The following is an 18,535-nucleotide window of genomic DNA, read 5'->3' as shown; positions in this document are numbered from 1 at the left end:
GTGCGACGACGTCGCACCGGGCCGGTCTTACTGCGTCAGACACCTGCTACTGCGTCAGAGACTCAGCTCATCAGACGGCAGGCTTGTCGCCCGACATCCGGCCCATCGCGGTGGCGAAGGCCTGGCTGATCTCGCGGCGACGCTTGATCATGACCGCACCGGCACCGAGCAGCAGCACCATGGCGGCGATCAGGACCGCAACGTTCGCACCGGTGTTGGCGAGGCCACCGTCGCCGTTACCGGCGCCCGAACCATCGCCGTCGCCGTCACCGTTGCCGGAGCCGCTGTTGCTGGCCACGACGGTGATCGGCGTCTGCGCGCCCTCGCTGCCGTCGTCCGGCTGCGCGTCGACGATGATGACGCCCGGCGGGGTCCCCTCGGGAACCGTGATCGGGGTCTCGAAGCCGCAGTCGTCGCCGACGGTCACGGTGACGGGGTCACCGATGTTGTTGCCCTGCGTGTCCTTGAGCTGGACGGTGACCGTGGAGCCGGCCGGGAAGCCCGAACCGGTGACCATGACCTCGTCGCCCGCCTCGACCACTGCCGGGTCGGCGACGATGCTCGGGTTCGTGCACTCACCCGGCGGGTTCGTGCCCGGCTCCAGGATCTCGAGCGGTGCCTCGGCACCCTCGCTGCCGTCCTCGGGAACGGCCTCGACGACGTGGTCGCCGGGCTCTGCGTCCTCAGGAACGGTCAGGTCCGTGATGAAGCCGCAGGCCTCGTCCGGGGTGACCATGACAGCGTCGCCCACCGGGTTGCCCTCGGCGTCGCGGAGCTGAACGGCGACCGGAACGCCCGCCGGGAAGCCCTGGCCCACGACCGTGACGGTGTCGCCCGGGTAGACGGCACCCGGCTCGACGGTCAGCGTCGGGTCCATGGCGCAGATGTCGGAGCCGGCGACCACTGCCAGCGGGGCCTCAGCGGCCTCACCGGTGGTGTCGTCCGTACCCACGACCGGGTAGATGCCGAGCTCGGCGTCGGCCGGAACCGGAACCGCGACGGTGAACGAACCGTCCGAGTCGGTGTCGACCGGGATGGCGTCGCCAACCGGGTTGCCCTCGGGGTCGGTCAGCTGAACGGTCGCGGTCGAGTCGGGCGTGTAGCCCTCACCCGTCGTGATCGTCGACTGGCCGGGAGCGACCGTGGCGGGGTCGACCGACAGCGACGGGTCGATGTCGCCAGGTCCGCCGTCGTCGGGCGTGATGCGCACTGCGGCGTTACCAAGGTTGATCCGAGCGAGCTCGTTGTCCCCCGGCAGGAGCGCGAGGCTCAGCGCGTTCAGGTCGAGCGAGGTGACGACCTCGTCCGCCGTGGCGGTCGGGGCCACCGAGCCGGCGGTCTCCGTCACCTGACGGTTGATCGTGATCGAGATGACCTTGGCCAGAACGTCGAAGACCGGCGAGAGCAGCTCGCGGATCGGGGCCGTGATCGAGTCCGTCTTGATGTCGTTGATCAGCAGCTCGAAGATGTTGTCACCCTCGTCGCTGATCAGCAGCTCGTACACCGGGGCGAGGATCGGCGCGAGCGCCGGGCCGACCGTGTTGATGGTGTTGACCAGGACCGTGGCGACAGGCGCCATGGTGCCCGTGCTGTTGTTGACGGCCTCGGGGAACTCGCCGTTCACGGCGTCCACCAGGGGCAGCGACCACGAGACGTCGAGGGTGCCGACGGCGCTCTCCTCGTAGAACGCGATGTTCACGGTGACCGAGTTCAGCGAGTCCTCGATCGCGCCGATGAGGATGTTGGTGACGTCCTGCATCAGCTCGTGCACGGTCTCCGCGATCAGCGGGTAGGTCGTGTCGTCGATGAGCTCGGTGTTCGGCGGGAGGCCGTTGAGGCCCTCCTCGTTCCCTTCCGGGCTGTCGACCAGCTTGTCGAGGTGGATCTGCAGCTCACCGGTCGACAGGTCGATCGTGATGAGCTGGTTCGCCGAGGTGATCGGCTCGCCCACGACGGACTGGAACAGGTTCTCCTGCATGTTGCTGTCGACGGTGATCGACGGCGTCGGAACACCCGGGACGGCGTCGAACAGGCCGGTCAGCGCGCTGTCGTCGAGGTTCTCGTTGACGAGGTCCTCGACGGTCGTGTCGATGGTGCCGCCGAGGTCGTAGATCGACGCGGCAGCGTCCTCGATGACCGGGGAGTGCAGGAACAGGTCCAGGTCGGCGACGCGGTACTGGCCGAGGCCACCCACGCCGTCCTGGTCCAGGATGACGCCGTCCTCAGCCTTGACCTCGGCCGCCGCGGCGCCCGCCTCGATCAGGAGCTGGTCCACGATCTTGTCGGTGAGGCCGTCGACGCCCAGCAGGCGCGCGACGGACAGGACGTCGACGGACGCCTTGCCGAAGTCCTCGGTCTTGCCGTCGAGGTGGACGCCGCCGTCCGCACCGAGCAGACCGGACACCGCGTATGCGTCGACTGGGGACGACGCCTCGCTCTTGCTGGCCAGCGCACCGGCCTGGCCGTAGTCGAGGATCTTGTCGAGGGGAACCTCGACGTCACCGAGACGAATGAGCTCGGAGCCGAGCAGCTTGACGTTGAGGTTGCCCTCGTTCGGCCCGGGGTTCGACTCCGAGCCGGCCTTCGAGTAAGCAGCAGCCAGCAGCGCCTCCTGGAAGAGCGTCGAGTCGAGGACGCTCGCAGCGGCCTCGGACGGCTCGTCCGGGTAGTTGTTCACTGCGACCGCAGGCAGTCCGGTGGCCGTGACCACGACTGCGGATGCCGCGGCCGTCGCCAGGGTCCGGCGCCACGGGGCGCCGCCCTTCCGACGTCGGCCTGACGGTACTTGCGTTCGGTTCAAGAGAACTCACTCCTCCATATACACGCTTCAAGTGAAAGCGTCCGGATCGGTACGTGATCACGTCCGGAATCGGTTGGGGCGAGGCGTATGACACACCGGTGCCCGGGGTTCAGAGAACAGTGATTCCCAGGGACCTGCCAGGCGGGGCGGCAATCGTGCGCTGACGCAACCGAACGCACTTTTCCGTGCGCTCGAATCGATAAGAGCCGTGACAAAGGCATCTGCCCGCAGATAAGCGGAGAGAAGTGAAGAAGGTCCGGAATGCCGGGTGAAAAATCCTACTAACAGCGGGTGAAAAATCTGCGTTCGGGTTGCGGATCAGCCTCCGGCGAGCCAAGCGGGCGGACGGGTCTCGGCAAGCCGCACGAGGTCCCTGCGGTCCCGGATGCCGAGCGTGGCGTAGGCCCGGCGCAGCCGGTTCACGACCGTCCGCTCCGACACGAACGTCGCCTGAGCGATCTGCGAGTTCGTCGCGCCGTGCACGGCCAGCTTGACCATCTCCCGCTCGTGCGTGCCGAGCACCTCCCACTCGGGACCCGCACCACCGCTCGCGTCGGCCTCCGCGAGGAAGACGTCGATCCCCCGCAGCCAGCCGGCCATGCCGGCCAGCCGTACGAGCGTCCTGGCCTCGTCGAGCATCGCGTTGCCGGTGGCACGGCCGCCACGCGTCACCGCGTACCGGCCGTACGCGACGAGCATGCGGACCCGCTGCCACGGCGACATCGGGGCGGACGGCGCGTGCAGCGCGGTCTCGAACGCCACCGACGGCACACCGTCGTCGGCCAGCAGCGCGCAGAGCCTCGCGTAGGCGGCGGCGACGTCGGGCGCCGACCGTTCCTCCGGCGCCACCGGCGGATCGAGCAGCCGCTGGGCTCGCGGCCCCACCCGGCCGGGCGGCGTGGAAGCCATGACGGACTCCACGAGATCGCACCGCACCTGCACGCGTCCCCGGTAGGGCCATGCGCAGTGCTCGAGCGCGATGGTCAGCAGCGCGACCGCGCCTTCCGCCTGCCCGACGACGAGGTGGGCGGCGCCCAGATCCGCTGCGTACTCGCCGAGCACCCGGGCCGACCAGCTGCCAGCCTGTGCCGGCATGGTGCTGCCGGGGACGGTCCCGTCGACGACGGCGTCCGCGGAGGCACGCAGGCCCCGGGCCGGCAGCCACGCCTCGACGGACGGGCGCAGCTCCGTCGCGTGCGCGAGGTGTGTGCGGACGTCGACCGCGCGCCCGTCGAACGCGGCCACCCGGGCCGCCGCGAGGTCGCGCGCGACGATCTCCGCCACCGCCCTGTCCGGCGTCGCGCCGGAGTGGTCGGCGAGGAGACCGCGTGCGCCGACCACGTCCCCCAGCGCCAGGAGGGCACGTACCTGGATGTCGACGCCCACCCAGTCCTGGCCGGGGGTCGGTCCGATCAGCCGCAGGTCTGCCCGCAGCGCGCCGGGGTCCGGCAGGTCGCCCGTGTCCTCGAGGCACAGCAGCGCCTCCGCGACGCGTGCGCCCGCGGCGCGGGTCTCCACGCCGACGCCGGTCAGGTCGCGCCACCACAGGTGGTCGGTCCATTCCGGGCCCACCCCGTCCGGCACCAGCGAGCCGGCCGCCTGGTCCCGCCAGGCACGACCGGTCATGAGCGACACCCCGACGGCGCGCGCGGCCAGGTGCGGGTCGGGCGCGGCGGCAACGGCCGCCCAGGCGCGTGCGGGCAGCTCCTCCAGGTGCAGCCCGTCGAGGATCCTCAGCAGCGCGCCGGCGTCCGTGACGTCGCGCTCCGGCATCAGGGCGTCCCGGCCGTCCACCTGGCCGTCCGCGCCCCGCACCTCCTTGCACAGCAGGGCCAGCAGCGGGTGCCGCACGCTCGAGCGGCCGTCCCGGCGCGCCGCCGAGGCGCCGCCGAGGGGTGCGGTCGCGAGCGCGGTCATGGTCGCCGGGTCGAGGCCGGCGAGCATCGCGCGGTAGGCGCGCCGGGCCGCCGAACCCACTGTCTCCGGTCCGGCCCAGGAGACGTCCCCGCGCAGCTCCGCGGCGCTCAGCGAACCCGCGAGCTCGAGGGCGAGGCGCGGGTTGCCCGCGCTCCACCACCGCAGGTGCTCGACGACGTCGGCCGCCACCGGGGTGCTCATCTCCGTCGCGAGCGCACGGCGCAGGGACATCCGGTCGAGCGGGCCGAGCTCGAGCACCTCGACGTCGTCGGAGAGCGCCTCGACCGCGATGCTCCGCACCGCTGCGATCACCCGCCAGTCCTGTCCGTACGCCTCGTCCGCCAGGTGCTGGAGCCAGCGCGCGCGCTCAGCGGTCAGCACCCCAACGTCGTCGACGAAGAGGACGCGCGGCCCGGAGCCGCCGTCGCCCGCCCAGACCGAGACCGCGCGCAGGAACCCTGCCGCGTCGAAACCGTGGCCGTCCTCCGGGTCGTCCGGCACGGACCAGGCCGACAGGTCGACCCGCCGGCTGTTGTCCAGGTCGTGCGCCGACGGCCGGGACGAGCACGGCCGTACCACGCGGACCGCCGACGATCCCGCGCCGACCTGCTTCAGCGCATGGAGCACCGTCGAGGTCTTGCCGATCCCGCTCAGTCCGCGCACGACAAGGACCGTCGGGTCCAGGTCGGTTGCGAAATGCCCGATGACCCGCAGCTCTCGATCACGCCCGTGGACCACGAGGCCCCTCCCCCTGCTGCCTGCCTGGCTCGTCCATACCGTCGGCACTGCCGAAGGCACCGCCACGGAAGGCCCGTTACTTGATGGCACGCACACCTCAATTCGCCACTTACATGAATGTCTATCAGTAGCGCCTCAGGAGTCTATGACAGGAGATGAATCGTGCAGGATGAGCGTGTGGTACGGGATATTACGACTCTACTGGCGGATCTCGGACAGATAGGGGAAACTCCGCGCCCGCAAATCCGAGCGGAATGTCTCGTCCGGGGAGCCGAAGTCACGCCAGAGGGCCGAGCATCTCCCGGCCGTCCACGTCGGGCCGCACCACGCCGTCGAGCACGTCGACCAGCTTCTTCTCCTCGTACAGGAAGTGCGTCTCCATGACCGCCTCGATGCCGTCGAGGTGCCGCAGCAGCTCGTCCTGCGCCCCACCCGACAGGGCGGCGCGCTCCAGCTCGCCCAGGAGGTGGTCGAGCATCGAGTGGTCGCGCTTCAGGTCGGCGACGACGGGCGCCAGGTCAGGCCGGTCCACCAGCACCACGTCGAACAGCGTCGCGTCCTCGCCGCGGTGGTGGCCGGTCAGCGCCGCGCAGAAGCCCACGCAATAGAGCCGCAGCTCGCTCGCCGCGGTCGGCCCTTCGGCACCGTCCTCGACCGCGGACCTCGCCACCGCGAGCGCGTCCCGCAAGCGCCGGTGGACCTCACGGAGCTCCTGCCCCCAGGCGACGACACGTTGGCTCATCGCCGCAACCATAGCCCGACGAACACACCCGGTCTCAGGCGCGCACCAGCTCTGCGACGACGGCGGGCACCGCACGGGCGATCCCCAGCGCCGTCACCGGACCACCGGCGGACGCACGCGCCGCGGCCCGGCCGTGCACGAGCACGGCGGCGGCCGCGAGGCGGGCCGCGAGCGTCTCGTCCGCCACGACGTCGGCGGAGCGGCCGGCGAGCAGCGTCCCGAGGAGCCCCGCGAGCACGTCGCCGGACCCTGCCGTGCCGGTCCAGGCCGGCGCGTCGGCCTGGGCGTACACGTCACCTGGCCCCGCTACGACGGTGATCGCACCCTTGAGCAGCACGGTCGCGCCGGTGGCCTGGTGCGCGGTACGTACCCAGCGCAGCGGCTGCGCCTCGACCGCCGAGCGGTCGACGTCGTGCCCGAGGCCCTGCAGCAGCTCTGCGAGCTCACCGGCGTGGGGGGTCAGGACCGCCCAGGCCGGGAGCCGGTGCTCCAGCATGGTGAGCGCGCCCGCGTCGATGACGGCCGGCATCTTGCCGCCGGTCACGTCCTCGGAGAGGACGCCGGTCACGGCGGCGAGCGCCCCGAAGATCCGGCGGGCCTGGCCGTCGTCGTCCGGTCCGTCGTCGGGGCCGAGCGCGGGCACACCCGGCCCGAGGACCCAGGCCTGTACCCGGCCGCCCGCCACGACCACCTCGGGGCGGGCGAGCAGCACGCGCGCGCCGACCGCCTCGGGCCCGAGGTAGCGCACCATGCCAGGCCCGGCCAGCACGGCGCCCGACGTCGCGAGGACCGCCGCGCCCGGGTACGTGCTCGTCCCCGCGATCACGCCGACCACGCCCCTCGTGTACTTGTGGTCGTGCGGGCTGGGGACCGGCCACAGCTCGGCGACGTCGGCCGGCTCCATCCGCCGCACCCGGCCCGACGCCGGATCCGTCCCGCTCATCGCGTGCCTGCCCGTCGCAACCCCCCACACGCTGCCCGACCAGCCCACGGCGCCCGCGACCGCGGGGAAGCCGACGTCGACCAGCTCGACGTCGCCTGCGAGGTGGGCCGCGGGCGGCAGGAGCAGGCCGGGCTTGAGCGCGCCGAACGTGACGGTGCGGTCGGCGCGCAGGACGGGGCCGGGTACCGCGCCGTCGTCCACGCCGATGCCGCTCGGGATGTCGACGGCGACGGTGAGCGGCCAGCGTTCCCCGGCTTTCTCACGGGCCTCCGCGAGCGTCCGGACCAGCCCGCCGGCCGGGGGACGCAGCGCGCCTCGCGCTCCGACGCCGACCAGGCCGTCGAGCAGGACGTCGGAGGCGAGCGCGGCCTGGACCACCGCGGGGACGCGGGCGTCGGCGAGCGTCAGCACCTTTCCGCCCGCCGCCCGGAACGCCGCGAGGCCGTCCTCGTGGGCGCGTGCCGACGTGAGCACGGCGGTGACCGTCATACCGGACCGCGCGAGGTGGGCACCGGCGAACAGGGCGTCTCCGCCGTTGTTCCCGGGTCCCACGAGCAGCAGAGCGCGGGCGCCGCGTACGTCGGCCCTCGGGCCGGTCGCGCGCCCTGGGCGGACGCGGGCGGTACCGGGGAGTCCGTCGGAGCCGAGGCTGCCGCGCAGGCGGACGGCGGAAGGACGGCTGAGCCGATGGTTTGGGACGCGCCCCGCCCGCGGCGCCGCCACCTCGCGGAGCACCGCCCGGGCCAGCGCGTAGGCCGCCCTGGCCATGAGCGGCTCGCCGGCGGCGATCAGTGGCTCTTCGGCCTTCCGTACCTCGTCGGAGCTCCACGCGTCTTTCACGGTCCTATAGTGCCGCTTCCGCCACCGTCCGAGGTACAGATCGTGGGCGAAATGGACGGCACCTCCCCTCCGTCGGGCTGTCGGCATATGGTCGGACCATGCGATTCGGACTCTTCATCCCGCAGGGCTGGCGCCTCGACCTCGTCGACATCGCGCCCGCCGACCAGTGGGCTTCCATGCTTTCCCTCGTGCACCGCGCGGAGAACCAGGCGGCGGGCGAGGCCGTCCCCGGCGGCGAGTTCGCCTGGGAGTCGGCGTGGGTCTTCGACCACTTCCACACCGTCCCTGAGGTGACCACCGAGGCCACGCACGAGGCCTGGTCCCTCATGGCCGCGTTCGCGGCGGCCACCCAGCGCATCCGCCTGGGCCAGATGTGCAGCTGCATGGCGTACCGCAACCCGGCCTACCTCGCCAAGGTCGCCTCGACGATCGACACCGTCTCGGGCGGCCGGGTCGAGATGGGCATCGGCGCCGGCTGGTACGAGCACGAGTGGCGTGCGTACGGCTACGGCTTCCCGTCCGCCGGCGAGCGCCTGCGCGCGCTCGACGAGGGCGTGCAGATCATGTCGAACATGTGGCGCACCGGTTCCTCCGGCACGTTCGAGGGCAAGCAGTACCAGGTCGACGGCGCGCTCTGCTACCCGCAGCCGCTGCAGCAGCTCCCGGTGGGCGACGGCGGCGCCGAGGTACCGTCCATCCCCCTGTGGATCGCGGGCGGCGGCGAGAAGAAGACGCTGCGCATCGCCGCGCAGCACGCCCAGTACACGAACTTCGACGGCAGCCCCGAGGGCTTCGTGCACAAGTCGAGCGTGCTCGAGGCGCACTGCAAGGACGTGGGGCGGGACTTCGGCGAGATCACCCGGTCGGCCGACTACAACGTGGTGATCGGTGAGAACGAGGCCGAGGTCGCCGAGCGGCTGGGCTGGATCGAGGCGCACCTGCGGAAGTGGGCGCCGGCGAAGGCCGACCAGGAGATCAACACCTGGCGCACCGGGCTCCTGGTCGGGACGCCCGAGCAGCTCGTCGAGCGGCTGCAGGACATGCGATCGCGGGGCCTCGAGTACGCGATCACGTACTTCCAGGAAGCCGCCTACGACCAGTCGGGCCTGGAGCTCTTCGAGAAGCAGGTGATCCCCGAGCTCCAGTGACGCGGGCGGAGGGTCACCCTTCCGCGATCACCATGGCCGACGCGATGCCCGCGTCGTGCGAGATCGTGATGTGCCATGTGCGCACACCGAGCTCGGCGGCGCGGGCGGCGACGGTGCCGCTCGCGTCGATCCGGGGTGGGCCACCTACGGTGCGGTGCACCGTGACGTCATGCCACCGGAGGTCTCCCGGGGCACCGAGCGACTTCGCGATCGCCTCCTTCGCGGCGAACCGGGCGGCCAGGGAGGCCGGCGGCAGCTCCCGCTCGGCCTCGGTGAACAGCTTCTCGCGCAGCCGGGGCGTCCGGTCGAGGGTCTCCATGAACCGGGCCACGTCGACGACGTCGATGCCCGTCCCGATGATCATTGGCCCAGCCTAGGTGTTTCGGCGCGGCCACCATCACCGATCGTGCCGGCCGGCGCTCGTCCGCGACGGGGCCTTGCGCGGGATGCCCGGTTTGGGGCACCCTGTTACTGCAATGCAAAGGTAAAGGTGGCGCCTGCATCGTATCCGCAGGGCGCCATTTTCGCGTGTAGGAGGCGGCCATGACCGAGGACGACGACAAGCTCCCCTTCCCCGTGATCATGGTCGTCGTGTTCGGCGTCGTGATCGCCGCGATCGTCACGCTGCTGGTGTTCGTCGCCGTGTCGAGCTGACTCGGCCGGCTTCCGCCTCCTCCACCCGGTCCAGCCACTCGCCCACGAGCGCCCCGAACAGCCCGGGCTGCTCGATGTTCAGCGCGTGCCCGGCCCGGTCCAGCACGGCGAACGTCGCCCTGGGATAGTGCTCCACGAGGCCCCACGCGTCGCGGTAGCCGGTCATCGAGTCCTGCCGCCCGACGACGAACAGCGCCGGCTTGTCGAACGGCGCGGCCTCGACGGGGAAGGTACCCGCGTAGCTCGCCTCGATCCGCGCGATCACCGCCGGGTCGGCCGCGGCGAGCCCGGGGTCCACCTCCTGGCGCGCCCGCTCCCAGGTCTCCTCGGTCTGCACCACGAGGACCTCCTCCGCCTCGAGCGCCTCGACCCCGACCCGCTCGGCCAGTACGGAGTCGCGGACCAGCACCCGGCGCTCCGGGAGCTGCCGTAGCTCATGGCGCGGCTCGACCAGCATCACGACGGTGGCCAGGCCGGCGACCCGTTCCGGGTCGGCGGCGGTGAGCCCCCGCGCCATGTACCCACCGTACGACTGCCCGACGACGACGTAGGCGCCCTCGGGCACCAGCGCCTCGACCGCTCCCCGCAGGATCCGGAAGACGTCGTCGGTGCTCACCACGTCCGGCGCCGCCGTCCCGCCCATGCCCGGCAGGTCCACGTAGAGACGACGCCAGCCCGGCCGGTCCGCGAAGACCGGTTCGAACGCACCGACCATGATCCGGTGGTCCACCGGGAACCCGTGGACCAGCACCGCCGTCATCACCCCTGGCCCGGTCGGCCCGTGCTCCACGTAGTGCACCCGGACCCCGTCGACCTCCACGTACGCCATGTACGCCCCTCTCGTCAGCCACGAGGTTAGACGGGGTCACCGACATCCCGGACGCCCGCGGTGTCCTCCGGCTGGACGAGGTGTCGCCAGCGGAACCACTTGCGCTCCAGCTCCTCGGTCAGGTCGACGTCGAACCGCCGGGCGACGAGCAGGAGCTGCGCCAAGGCGTCCGCGACCTCACCGCGGAAGGCGTCCCGCATCTCGTCCTCGGACAGTCCCCGGTCCCGCGAGCGGCCGGACAGGTTGAGGAACGCCTGCGTGAGCTCGCCGACCTCCTCGTGCAGCTTCAGCACGAGCCAGTCGTCGGTGCGCTCCACGCCGTGCAGACGCGCGTACACCCGGCTGACGATCTCGACTTCGTCGGAAAGGACGGAGAGGTTGTTGAGGTCCACACCGCCGAGCGTGGCACACCCGGGACGCTCGCCATGCCCAACGACAGAGCGCCGAACCGCAGGCTGCGCATCCACGCCGTCGCCCCCAACCGCACGTTTCCCGCTCAACAGGCCCCGCGACCGCCGTCGACCCGAAACCTATACATGGATCCGGGCGCCGAGCCGTTCCTGACACGTCGATCCGAGCCCGGATGGACCAGAAACTTGCGGCTCGGCGGCCGGACCACGATCAACCTGCGGCTCGGCGGCCGGACCACGATCAACGACCGGCTACTCCACGGTGACGGACTTGGCGAGGTTGCGCGGCTGGTCCACGTCGAGGCCCTTGGCGGTAGCCAGCGCCATCGCGAAGATCTGCAGCGGCACCACGGCCAGCAGCGGCTGGAGCAGCGTGGGCGCCTGCGGGATCCAGAAGATCTCGTCGGCGTACTTGAGCACCTCGTCGTCGCCGTCCTCCGCGATCACGAGGGTGCGCGCGCCGCGGGCGCGGATCTCCTGGATGTTGGAGACGACCTTGGAGTGCAAGGAGTCGCGCCCGCGCGGCGACGGCACGACGACGAAGACCGGCTGGCCCTCGTCGATCAGCGCGATCGGTCCGTGCTTGAGCTCGCCCGCCGCGAAGCCCTCCGCGTGGATGTACGCGAGCTCCTTGAGCTTGAGCGCACCCTCCAGGGCCACGGGGAACCCGACGTGCCGCCCCAGGAACAGCACCTTGTCCGACTTCTCCATGGACCGTGCGGTCGCGCGCACGTACTCGCCGCGCTCGATGACCGTCTGGATCTTGCGGGGCATGTCGCGCAGCTCGTCGAGCAGCGTCGCGATCTCGTCGGGGAACTTGTTGCCACGGAGCTGGGCGAGGTACAGGCCGAGCACGTACGCGGCGGTGATCTGCGCGAGGAACGCCTTGGTGGAGGCGACGGCGATCTCGGGGCCGGCGTGCGTGTACAGCACGGCGTCGGACTCGCGCGGGATCGTCGAGCCGTGCGTGTTGACGATCGAGATCACCTTGGCGCCCTGCTCGCGGGCGTGCCGCACGGCCATCAGGGTGTCCATGGTCTCGCCGGACTGCGTGACGGCCACGACCAGCGTGCGCTCGTCGACGATCGGGTCGCGGTAGCGGAACTCGTGCGCCAGCTCGACCTCGACAGGGATGCGGCACCAGTGCTCGATCGCGTACTTGGCCACGTGCCCGGAGTAGGCGGCGGTGCCGCAGGCGACGACGATGATCTTGTTCACCGCGCGCAGCACCGACTCGTCGATGCGCAGGTCGTCCAGCACGAGCGCGCCCGTCGCGTCGGTCCGGCCGAGCAGCGTGTCGGCGACGGCCTGCGGCTGGTCGTGGATCTCCTTGTCCATGAAGGAGTCGAAGCCGCCCTTCTCGGCGGCGGCCGCGTCCCAGTCGACGGTGAAGCGCTTGGCGTCCGCCGGCTTGCCGTCGAAGTCGGTGACGACCACCGACGTCGGCGTGATGGTCACCACCTGGTCCTGGCCCAGCTCCAGGGCCTCCTTGGTGTGCGCGATGAACGCGGCGACGTCGGAGCCCAGGAAGTTCTCGCCCTCGCCGAGCCCCACGACGAGCGGGGAGTCGTGCCGCGCGCCGACCACCGTCTCCGGCGCGTCCGCGTGCACGGCGAGCAGCGTGAACGTGCCGTGCAGGCGCCCCGCGACGGACGTCATGGCCTCGGTCAGGTTGCCCGTCTCGCGGTACGCCTTGGCCACCAGATGGGCGGCGACCTCGGTGTCGGTCTCCGAGCGGAACGTCACGCCGTCGGCCAGCAGCTCTGCCTTGAGCTGGGCGAAGTTCTCGACGATGCCGTTGTGGATCACGGCGAGCCGGTCGCCGTCGGCCAGGTGCGGGTGGGCGTTCGCGTCGGTGGGGCCGCCGTGCGTGGCCCAGCGGGTGTGGCCGATCGCCGCGGTGGCGGCGGGCAGCGGGTCCTGCTCCAGCGCCTCGATCAGGTTGCCGAGCTTGCCCGACTTCTTGGCCCAGGCGACGCCGTCCAGCCCCGGCGCGACGAGCGCGACGCCTGCCGAGTCGTACCCGCGGTACTCGAGCCGGCGGAGCCCTTCGACCACCACCTCGAGGGGCGTGCCCGACCGCGCGGCGGCACCTGACGCGTTGCCGTCCGCGATAGTCGCAGCAGTTCCCGTGTATCCCACAATCCCACACATGCGGGCGAGTCTAACGAGGGTTCCGGGCCGCCCCGCATGACGGGGCTCACAGGGTGGCTGTGCCGCCCGCCACGGGCGGCCGTCCGCAGCAGGTAGCGATTCACGACGCCAGGTGGGGCACAATGCTGCAGGTGGTTTCCCAGTTTCCGACGACGGACCTCAGCGAGCACCTGCTCGCCCTCGCCCCGTCCTCGCCCTACGTGGATCTCGACCGAGCGGCATGGAGCCGCCTGTCGGCTTCCACTCCGCTGCCGCTGACCGACGAGGACGTCGAGCGCCTGCGCGGTCTCGGTGACCCCATCGACCTTGCCGAGGTCGACGCGATCTACCGTCCCCTGTCGCGTCTGCTCAACCTGTACGTGCAGGCCACCGCCGGCCTGCACGACGCGACGTCCACCTTCCTGCACGAGGATCCGCCCCGCACGCCGTACGTCATCGGCGTGGCCGGCTCCGTCGCCGTCGGCAAGTCGACGACGGCGCGCGTCCTGCGCGAGATGCTCGCCCGCTGGCCCGAGACGCCACGCGTCGAGCTCATCACCACCGACGGGTTCCTCTACCCGAACGCCGAGCTCGAACGGCGCGGCCTGATGGAGCGCAAGGGCTTCCCCGAGTCGTACGACCGGCGCGCCCTGATCCGGTTCCTGTCCCGCATCAAGGCGGGGCAGGCCGAGGTCCGGGCCCCCGTGTACTCGCACGTCATCTACGACATCGTGCCCGGCCAGGAGATGGTCGTGCGGAAGCCCGACGTCCTCATCGTCGAAGGCCTCAACGTGCTGCAGCCGGCCCGGCCGTCCACCGTCGACGAGTCGACGGTGGCCGTGAGCGACTTCTTCGACTTCTCGATCTACGTGGACGCCCGCACGCGGAACATCCGGCAGTGGTACGTGGACCGGTTCCTCGAGCTGCGCAGGACCGCGTTCACCAAGCCGGACTCCTACTTCCGGCGGTACGCCTCGCTCTCCGACGAGGAGGCGACCGAGCGAGCGCTGAAGATCTGGGAGTCCATCAACGCGCCCAACCTCGAACGGAACATCATCCCGACCAGGGGCCGCGCGACCCTGGTGCTGACCAAGGGATCGGACCACGCGGTGCAGCGGGTCCGCCTCCGCAAGCTCTAGCCGGTCAGCGGCCGTCGCGGGGCTTGCCGTCACCGTCCGCCGGGACGGTGACCTTCTCGGCGGCACCGACGACGTCGGCGTCCTCCTCGGTGCCCGTCGAGCCGTCAGCCGCGCTCGCCGTCTTCTCGGGGTCGAGGTGCCGGTGGGAGAACCAGCCCACGACGAGGTCGACGACGAAGCCCATCGCGACGCCGAGTACCACGCCGATACCGATGGCCAGCAGCGGGTTGTGGCCGAACCACTGCGCGGCGACGAGGCCGATCCCCGCCGAGTAGAGCGCCCACATGACCGCGGCGATGGCGGCGATCACCATGAACCGGCGCCGGGGATAGCCGACGGCGCCCGCCGTCATGTTCACCGCGACACGACCGATGGGGATGTAGCGCGCCGCCAGGATGAACGAGGCTCCGCGGCGAGCCAGGGCACGCTCCGCCCAGGCCACCGCCTTGCGCCCCCGCCGGGAGTGCAGGAAGGGCACGCGGTCGGTGCCGATCATCTTGCCGATCTGGTACGCGATCTGGTCGCCCACCCATGCCCCTGCCGCCGCGGCGACCAGGACGAGCCACATCCAGGGCGTTCCCGTGGTGTGCGCGGAGACCGCCAGCGTGATCACGACGGACTCGCTGGGCAGCGGCGGGAAGAACCCGTCGATGGTCGCGAAGGCGAACATCGCCGGGTAGATCCACGGCGAGGCGGCCATCGCGAGGATCCACGCCTCGGTGGCGCTGAGGACGGTGGAGATGAGATCGAGCACTGGACCTCGAGAGTCTCGTCGGGAACCACCCTGCGAAAGGCTCAGGGCGGCGCCCGGGGGCGGGGAGAGCACTTCTTAGTGCCTGGTGCCAGCCTACGCAAGGGGTGCCCCTGAAAAGCATCAGGGGTGCCCCTGGTAGAACCCCGCTTCCCAAGGATTCACGGTGTGTTCACGCCGGTCCCGCCTGCCCCTACAGCGCGAGCCGCTCCCGCACGACGGCGGCCAGGTCGTCCGCGACCTTGTCCGCCTCGTCCTGCGCCGGGGCCTCGACCATCACGCGCACCAGCGGCTCCGTGCCGGACTGGCGCAGCAGCACCCGTCCGGTGTCCCCCAGCCGCGTCGTCGCATCCTGCACGGCCGCCTGGACGCCCTCGTCGGTGCCCGCGCGGGACTTGTCCACACCACGCACGTTGACGAGGGTCTGCGGCAGGCGCTGGATCTCACCCGCGAGATCACCCAGTCGCTTGCCCGATGCCTTGACCCGGGCCGCGAGATGCAGGGCCGCGAGGACGCCGTCGCCGGTCGTCGCGTGGTCGGCGAGGATGATGTGGCCCGACTGCTCCCCGCCGAGGCTGAAGCCTCCCGCGCGCATCTCCTCCAGCACGTACCGGTCGCCGACCGCGGTCTGCACGGTCGTGATGCCGCGCTCCCGCATCGCCAGAAGCAGGCCGAGGTTGCTCATCACCGTCACCACGAGGGTGTCACCCGGCAGGCGGCCCTCCTCCTTGAGCGCGGTGGCGAGGATCCCGAGGATCTGGTCGCCGTCCACGATGGCGCCGGTGTGGTCGACGGCGAGGCAGCGGTCGGCGTCGCCGTCGAACGCGACGCCGAAGTCCGCCTCGGACGCCACGACGACGGCCTGGAGCTGCTCGGGGTGCGTGGAGCCGCACTTCTCGTTGATGTTGCGGCCGTCCGGGCTCGCGTTCATCACGACGACGTCGGCGCCCGCCGCACGCAGCGCCTCCGGACCGACCTCGCTCGCGGCACCGTTGGCGCAGTCGAGCGCGATCCGCAGGCCCTCGAGCGGCCGGCGGTCCGGGGTCGTGCCGACGCTGTCGGTCAGGTGCCGCACGTAGCGCTCGGCAGCGGCCTGGCCGTCGGTGCGGATGCGGCCGACGCCTGCGCCCGTCGGCCGCTCCCAGTCGTCGCCGAGAGTGGCCTGGATGGCGTCCTCCACGGCGTCGTCGAGCTTGAGACCGCCGCGGGCGAAGAACTTGATGCCGTTGTCCGGCATCGGGTTGTGCGAGGCGGAGACCATGACGCCGAGGTCGGCCTCCAGCTCCGTCACGAGGTATGCCAGCGCGGGCGTCGGCAGCACGTTGAGCATCACCACGTCGACGCCCGCTGACGCCAGACCCGCTGCGACGGCGCCCGCGAGGAACTCGCCGGACGCACGCGTGTCGCGCCCGACGACCGCGCGCGGACGCGGCCCCAGCAGCTCACCCTGCGCGGTCAGTACCCGTGCCGCTGCGGCGCCCAGCTCCAGCGCCAGCTCCGCGGTGATGTCCTTGTTGGCGAGGCCCCGAACTCCGTCGGTGCCGAACAGCCTGCCCATGCCGGTTCTCCTCAGATCGTTCGAATCCCACCGTAGTGGGCCACCGGCACCTGCCGGCAAATGCAGATGGCCCCGCTGAACAGTGTCGACACTGTTCGGCAGGGCCATCCAGCCATGCGCTGCGGTCAGCGCTTGCTGTACTGCGGAGCCTTGCGGGCCTTCTTGAGACCGGCCTTCTTGCGCTCGACCGTGCGGTCGTCGCGGCGGAGGAAGCCGGCCTTCTTGAGCTCGGGGCGGTTGGCGTCCCGGTCGATCTCGTTCAGCGCACGGGCGATGCCCAGGCGCAGCGCGCCGGCCTGGCCCGACGTGCCACCACCCGTGATACGGGCGATGACGTCGAACCGGCCCTCGACCTCGACCAGGTTCAGCGGGCTGTTGACCAGCTGCTGGTGCACCTTGTTCGGGAAGTAGTCCTCGAGGGTACGGCCGTTGATCTTCCAGGTGCCGGTGCCGGGGACGAGGCGCACGCGCGCCACGGCCTCCTTGCGGCGCCCGAGGGCCTGAGCCGGGGCGGTGATGGACGAGCCGCGCGTTGCGGGCGCAGCCGTCTCGGTGGTGTAGGTGCTGGGCGTCTCGGCGCCCTGCTCGATGTCGACGGTGGTCTCGGCCACTGTGGTGTCCTCGCGTCCTTCAGCGTTACGATCCGGCAGCGGCGTCAGGCCTGCTGCGAAACCTGGGTGATCTCGAACGGCTTGGCCTGCTGCGCCGTGTGCGGGTGCTCAGAGCCTGCGTAGACCTTCAGGTGGGCCATCTGCGTCCGACCGAGCGAGGTCTTGGGGATCATGCCGCGCACGGCCTTCTCGATGGCGCGCTCCGGCTTGGTGTCCAGGAGCTCGCCGTACGGGGTGGCGGTGAGGCCGCCCGGGTAGCCGGAGTGGCGGTAGGCCATCTTGGTCTCGCGCTTGTTGCCGCTCAGCGCGACCTTGTCCGCGTTGATGATGATGACGAAGTCACCGCCGTCGACGTGCGGGGCGAATGTCGGCTTGTGCTTCCCGCGCAGCAGAATGGCGACCTGGCTCGCCAGGCGGCCCAGGACGACGTCGGTCGCGTCGATGACGTGCCAGTCGCGCTGGACGTCGCCGGGCTTGGGGGTGTACGTACGCACGGTTCGTAACCTTTTCGTTTTCGGTGTCGTCGGGCGAGAAGCAGCGCCCGAAGAGTCAGATCGTTGTGCGCGGGGGTCAGAGTGACGTCCGGGCCGTTCGTCGGCACGCGAGTGGGCTCGGTGCTTACGCAGGACGTCGTGACAAAGCACAACGACTCATTAGGGTACCTGGCCGCTTCCCCAGGGGTCAAAGCGAAGCGGGCCCCGATGTAGCGCGAGCGGCATGAGGTTCGACACTTCTGCCTGTGGCGTGGCGGCCGATCTGGTGCCACGGTAGGAACATGACCGAGGAAACCCCAGCCACCATGCCAGGACCGGACGGGATCGCCGAGGGCGACACCGACCAGCTGCCGGCCGAGGACACCCTCTACAGCCGGGGCACCAAGGACTATCTCGACGAGGGCTACTCGCCGCCCGAGCGCCCCCGGAGCAACCACTGGGGCGAGACCTCGTGGGAGGAGCGGCACCGCGAACCGATGGACCAGCGCCTCAGCGAGGAAGAGCCGGACATCTGGCAGGAGGACCCGCTGAGCCGCGCCGACACGTCACGCGCGGGACGGCTCGTGTCCGATCCCGATGCGGACCCCGGCAGCTACGCGGCCGAGGACGGCAACCGCCAGAACGACCTGTACGGCACCGACGCCGGCATCGACGGCGCCGGCGCAAGCGCCGAGGAGGCCGCGATCCACTGGGTCGACGAGCCGTGACCGGAGTGCGGCGGAGGGTGCGGGCCGCAGCGGAGCGAGGCACGCGCCCGTAGCGGAACGCAGGTCACGGCGACCATGGGCACGAGCCCTGACACCCCGGCCGCGAAGTAGAGCGCCTGTC

General features: G+C 71.2%; 15 protein-coding genes. 3 read left to right on the top strand and 12 right to left on the bottom strand.

Annotation, left to right across the window (positions count from 1 at the left end):
• Nucleotides 1–70: 70 nt before the first annotated feature.
• The 4 genes from ACFWE2_RS17440 to ACFWE2_RS17425 form a co-directional block, all read right to left on the bottom strand.
• The gene (locus ACFWE2_RS17440; RefSeq protein WP_377225484.1) at nt 71–2,800 is read right to left on the bottom strand and encodes a choice-of-anchor G family protein; all 2,730 of its coding nucleotides are present in this window, start codon (nt 2,798–2,800) and stop codon (nt 71–73) included.
• A 318-nt stretch (nt 2,801–3,118) separates the two neighbouring features.
• Nucleotides 3,119–5,380, bottom strand: coding sequence for a LuxR C-terminal-related transcriptional regulator (locus tag ACFWE2_RS17435; protein WP_377225483.1), 2,262 nt, complete (start codon nt 5,378–5,380; stop codon nt 3,119–3,121).
• 352 nt (nt 5,381–5,732) lie between these two features.
• A complete protein-coding gene (locus tag ACFWE2_RS17430) occupies nt 5,733–6,197 on the bottom strand; it encodes a hemerythrin domain-containing protein (protein ID WP_377225482.1) in 465 nt (154 codons plus the stop codon).
• Nucleotides 6,198–6,231: 34 nt separating this feature from the next.
• On the bottom strand, nt 6,232–7,980 hold the full coding sequence (locus ACFWE2_RS17425; protein ID WP_377225481.1) for a bifunctional ADP-dependent NAD(P)H-hydrate dehydratase/NAD(P)H-hydrate epimerase: 1,749 nt from the start codon (nt 7,978–7,980) through the stop codon (nt 6,232–6,234).
• 98 nt (nt 7,981–8,078) lie between these two features.
• Here ACFWE2_RS17425 and ACFWE2_RS17420 point away from each other — a divergent pair, with 98 nt between their 5' ends.
• Complete coding sequence (locus ACFWE2_RS17420) at nt 8,079–9,128, top strand: TIGR03560 family F420-dependent LLM class oxidoreductase (RefSeq protein WP_377225480.1); 1,050 nt, start codon at nt 8,079–8,081, stop codon at nt 9,126–9,128.
• Between the two features lie 13 nt (nt 9,129–9,141).
• Here the strand turns inward: ACFWE2_RS17420 and ACFWE2_RS17415 are convergent, their stop codons facing one another.
• The 4 genes from ACFWE2_RS17415 to glmS all read right to left on the bottom strand — a co-directional run bounded on the left by ACFWE2_RS17415 (nt 9,142) and on the right by glmS (nt 13,175).
• Nucleotides 9,142–9,492, bottom strand: coding sequence for a holo-ACP synthase (locus ACFWE2_RS17415; RefSeq protein ID WP_377225479.1), 351 nt, complete (start codon nt 9,490–9,492; stop codon nt 9,142–9,144).
• 255 nt (nt 9,493–9,747) lie between these two features.
• Nucleotides 9,748–10,611 (bottom strand): alpha/beta fold hydrolase, encoded by an 864-nt coding sequence (locus ACFWE2_RS17410; protein WP_377225478.1) that lies wholly within the window; start codon nt 10,609–10,611, stop codon nt 9,748–9,750.
• Nucleotides 10,612–10,637: 26 nt separating this feature from the next.
• Complete coding sequence (locus ACFWE2_RS17405) at nt 10,638–11,003, bottom strand: pyrophosphatase (protein ID WP_377225477.1); 366 nt, start codon at nt 11,001–11,003, stop codon at nt 10,638–10,640.
• A 270-nt stretch (nt 11,004–11,273) separates the two neighbouring features.
• Complete coding sequence (gene glmS, locus ACFWE2_RS17400) at nt 11,274–13,175, bottom strand: glutamine--fructose-6-phosphate transaminase (isomerizing) (protein ID WP_377225476.1); 1,902 nt, start codon at nt 13,173–13,175, stop codon at nt 11,274–11,276.
• Between the two features lie 122 nt (nt 13,176–13,297).
• Here glmS and coaA point away from each other — a divergent pair, with 122 nt between their 5' ends.
• Entirely contained in the window at nt 13,298–14,293 is a 996-nt protein-coding gene (gene coaA, locus ACFWE2_RS17395; RefSeq protein WP_377225475.1) for a type I pantothenate kinase, read from the top strand.
• Between the two features lie 4 nt (nt 14,294–14,297).
• Here coaA and ACFWE2_RS17390 read toward each other — a convergent pair whose 3' ends face one another.
• From ACFWE2_RS17390 to rplM, 4 genes are all read right to left on the bottom strand, one after another.
• Nucleotides 14,298–15,047 (bottom strand): DedA family protein, encoded by a 750-nt coding sequence (locus ACFWE2_RS17390; protein ID WP_377225474.1) that lies wholly within the window; start codon nt 15,045–15,047, stop codon nt 14,298–14,300.
• A 190-nt stretch (nt 15,048–15,237) separates the two neighbouring features.
• Nucleotides 15,238–16,602, bottom strand: a complete 1,365-nt coding sequence (gene glmM / locus ACFWE2_RS17385; protein WP_377225473.1) for a phosphoglucosamine mutase — start codon at nt 16,600–16,602, stop codon at nt 15,238–15,240.
• A 125-nt stretch (nt 16,603–16,727) separates the two neighbouring features.
• Nucleotides 16,728–17,213, bottom strand: coding sequence for a 30S ribosomal protein S9 (rpsI, locus tag ACFWE2_RS17380; RefSeq protein WP_377225472.1), 486 nt, complete (start codon nt 17,211–17,213; stop codon nt 16,728–16,730).
• Nucleotides 17,214–17,257: 44 nt separating this feature from the next.
• Nucleotides 17,258–17,707 carry a 50S ribosomal protein L13 gene (rplM, locus tag ACFWE2_RS17375; protein ID WP_377225471.1) on the bottom strand — a complete coding sequence of 150 codons (450 nt, stop codon included), beginning with the start codon at nt 17,705–17,707 and terminating at the stop codon, nt 17,258–17,260.
• A gap of 281 nt (nt 17,708–17,988) precedes the next feature.
• Between rplM and ACFWE2_RS17370 the strand changes: the two genes are divergently transcribed.
• Nucleotides 17,989–18,414 (top strand): DUF5709 domain-containing protein, encoded by a 426-nt coding sequence (locus tag ACFWE2_RS17370; RefSeq protein ID WP_377225470.1) that lies wholly within the window; start codon nt 17,989–17,991, stop codon nt 18,412–18,414.
• The last annotated feature ends 121 nt before the right edge of the window (nt 18,415–18,535 follow it).

Origin of the sequence: Promicromonospora sp. NPDC060271 (assembly GCF_042726755.1) — a bacterium.
GTDB lineage: Bacteria > Actinomycetota > Actinomycetes > Actinomycetales > Cellulomonadaceae > Promicromonospora.
Note: the sequence above shows the minus strand (reverse complement) of the source record. Positions and strands in the feature narration are given on the sequence as shown.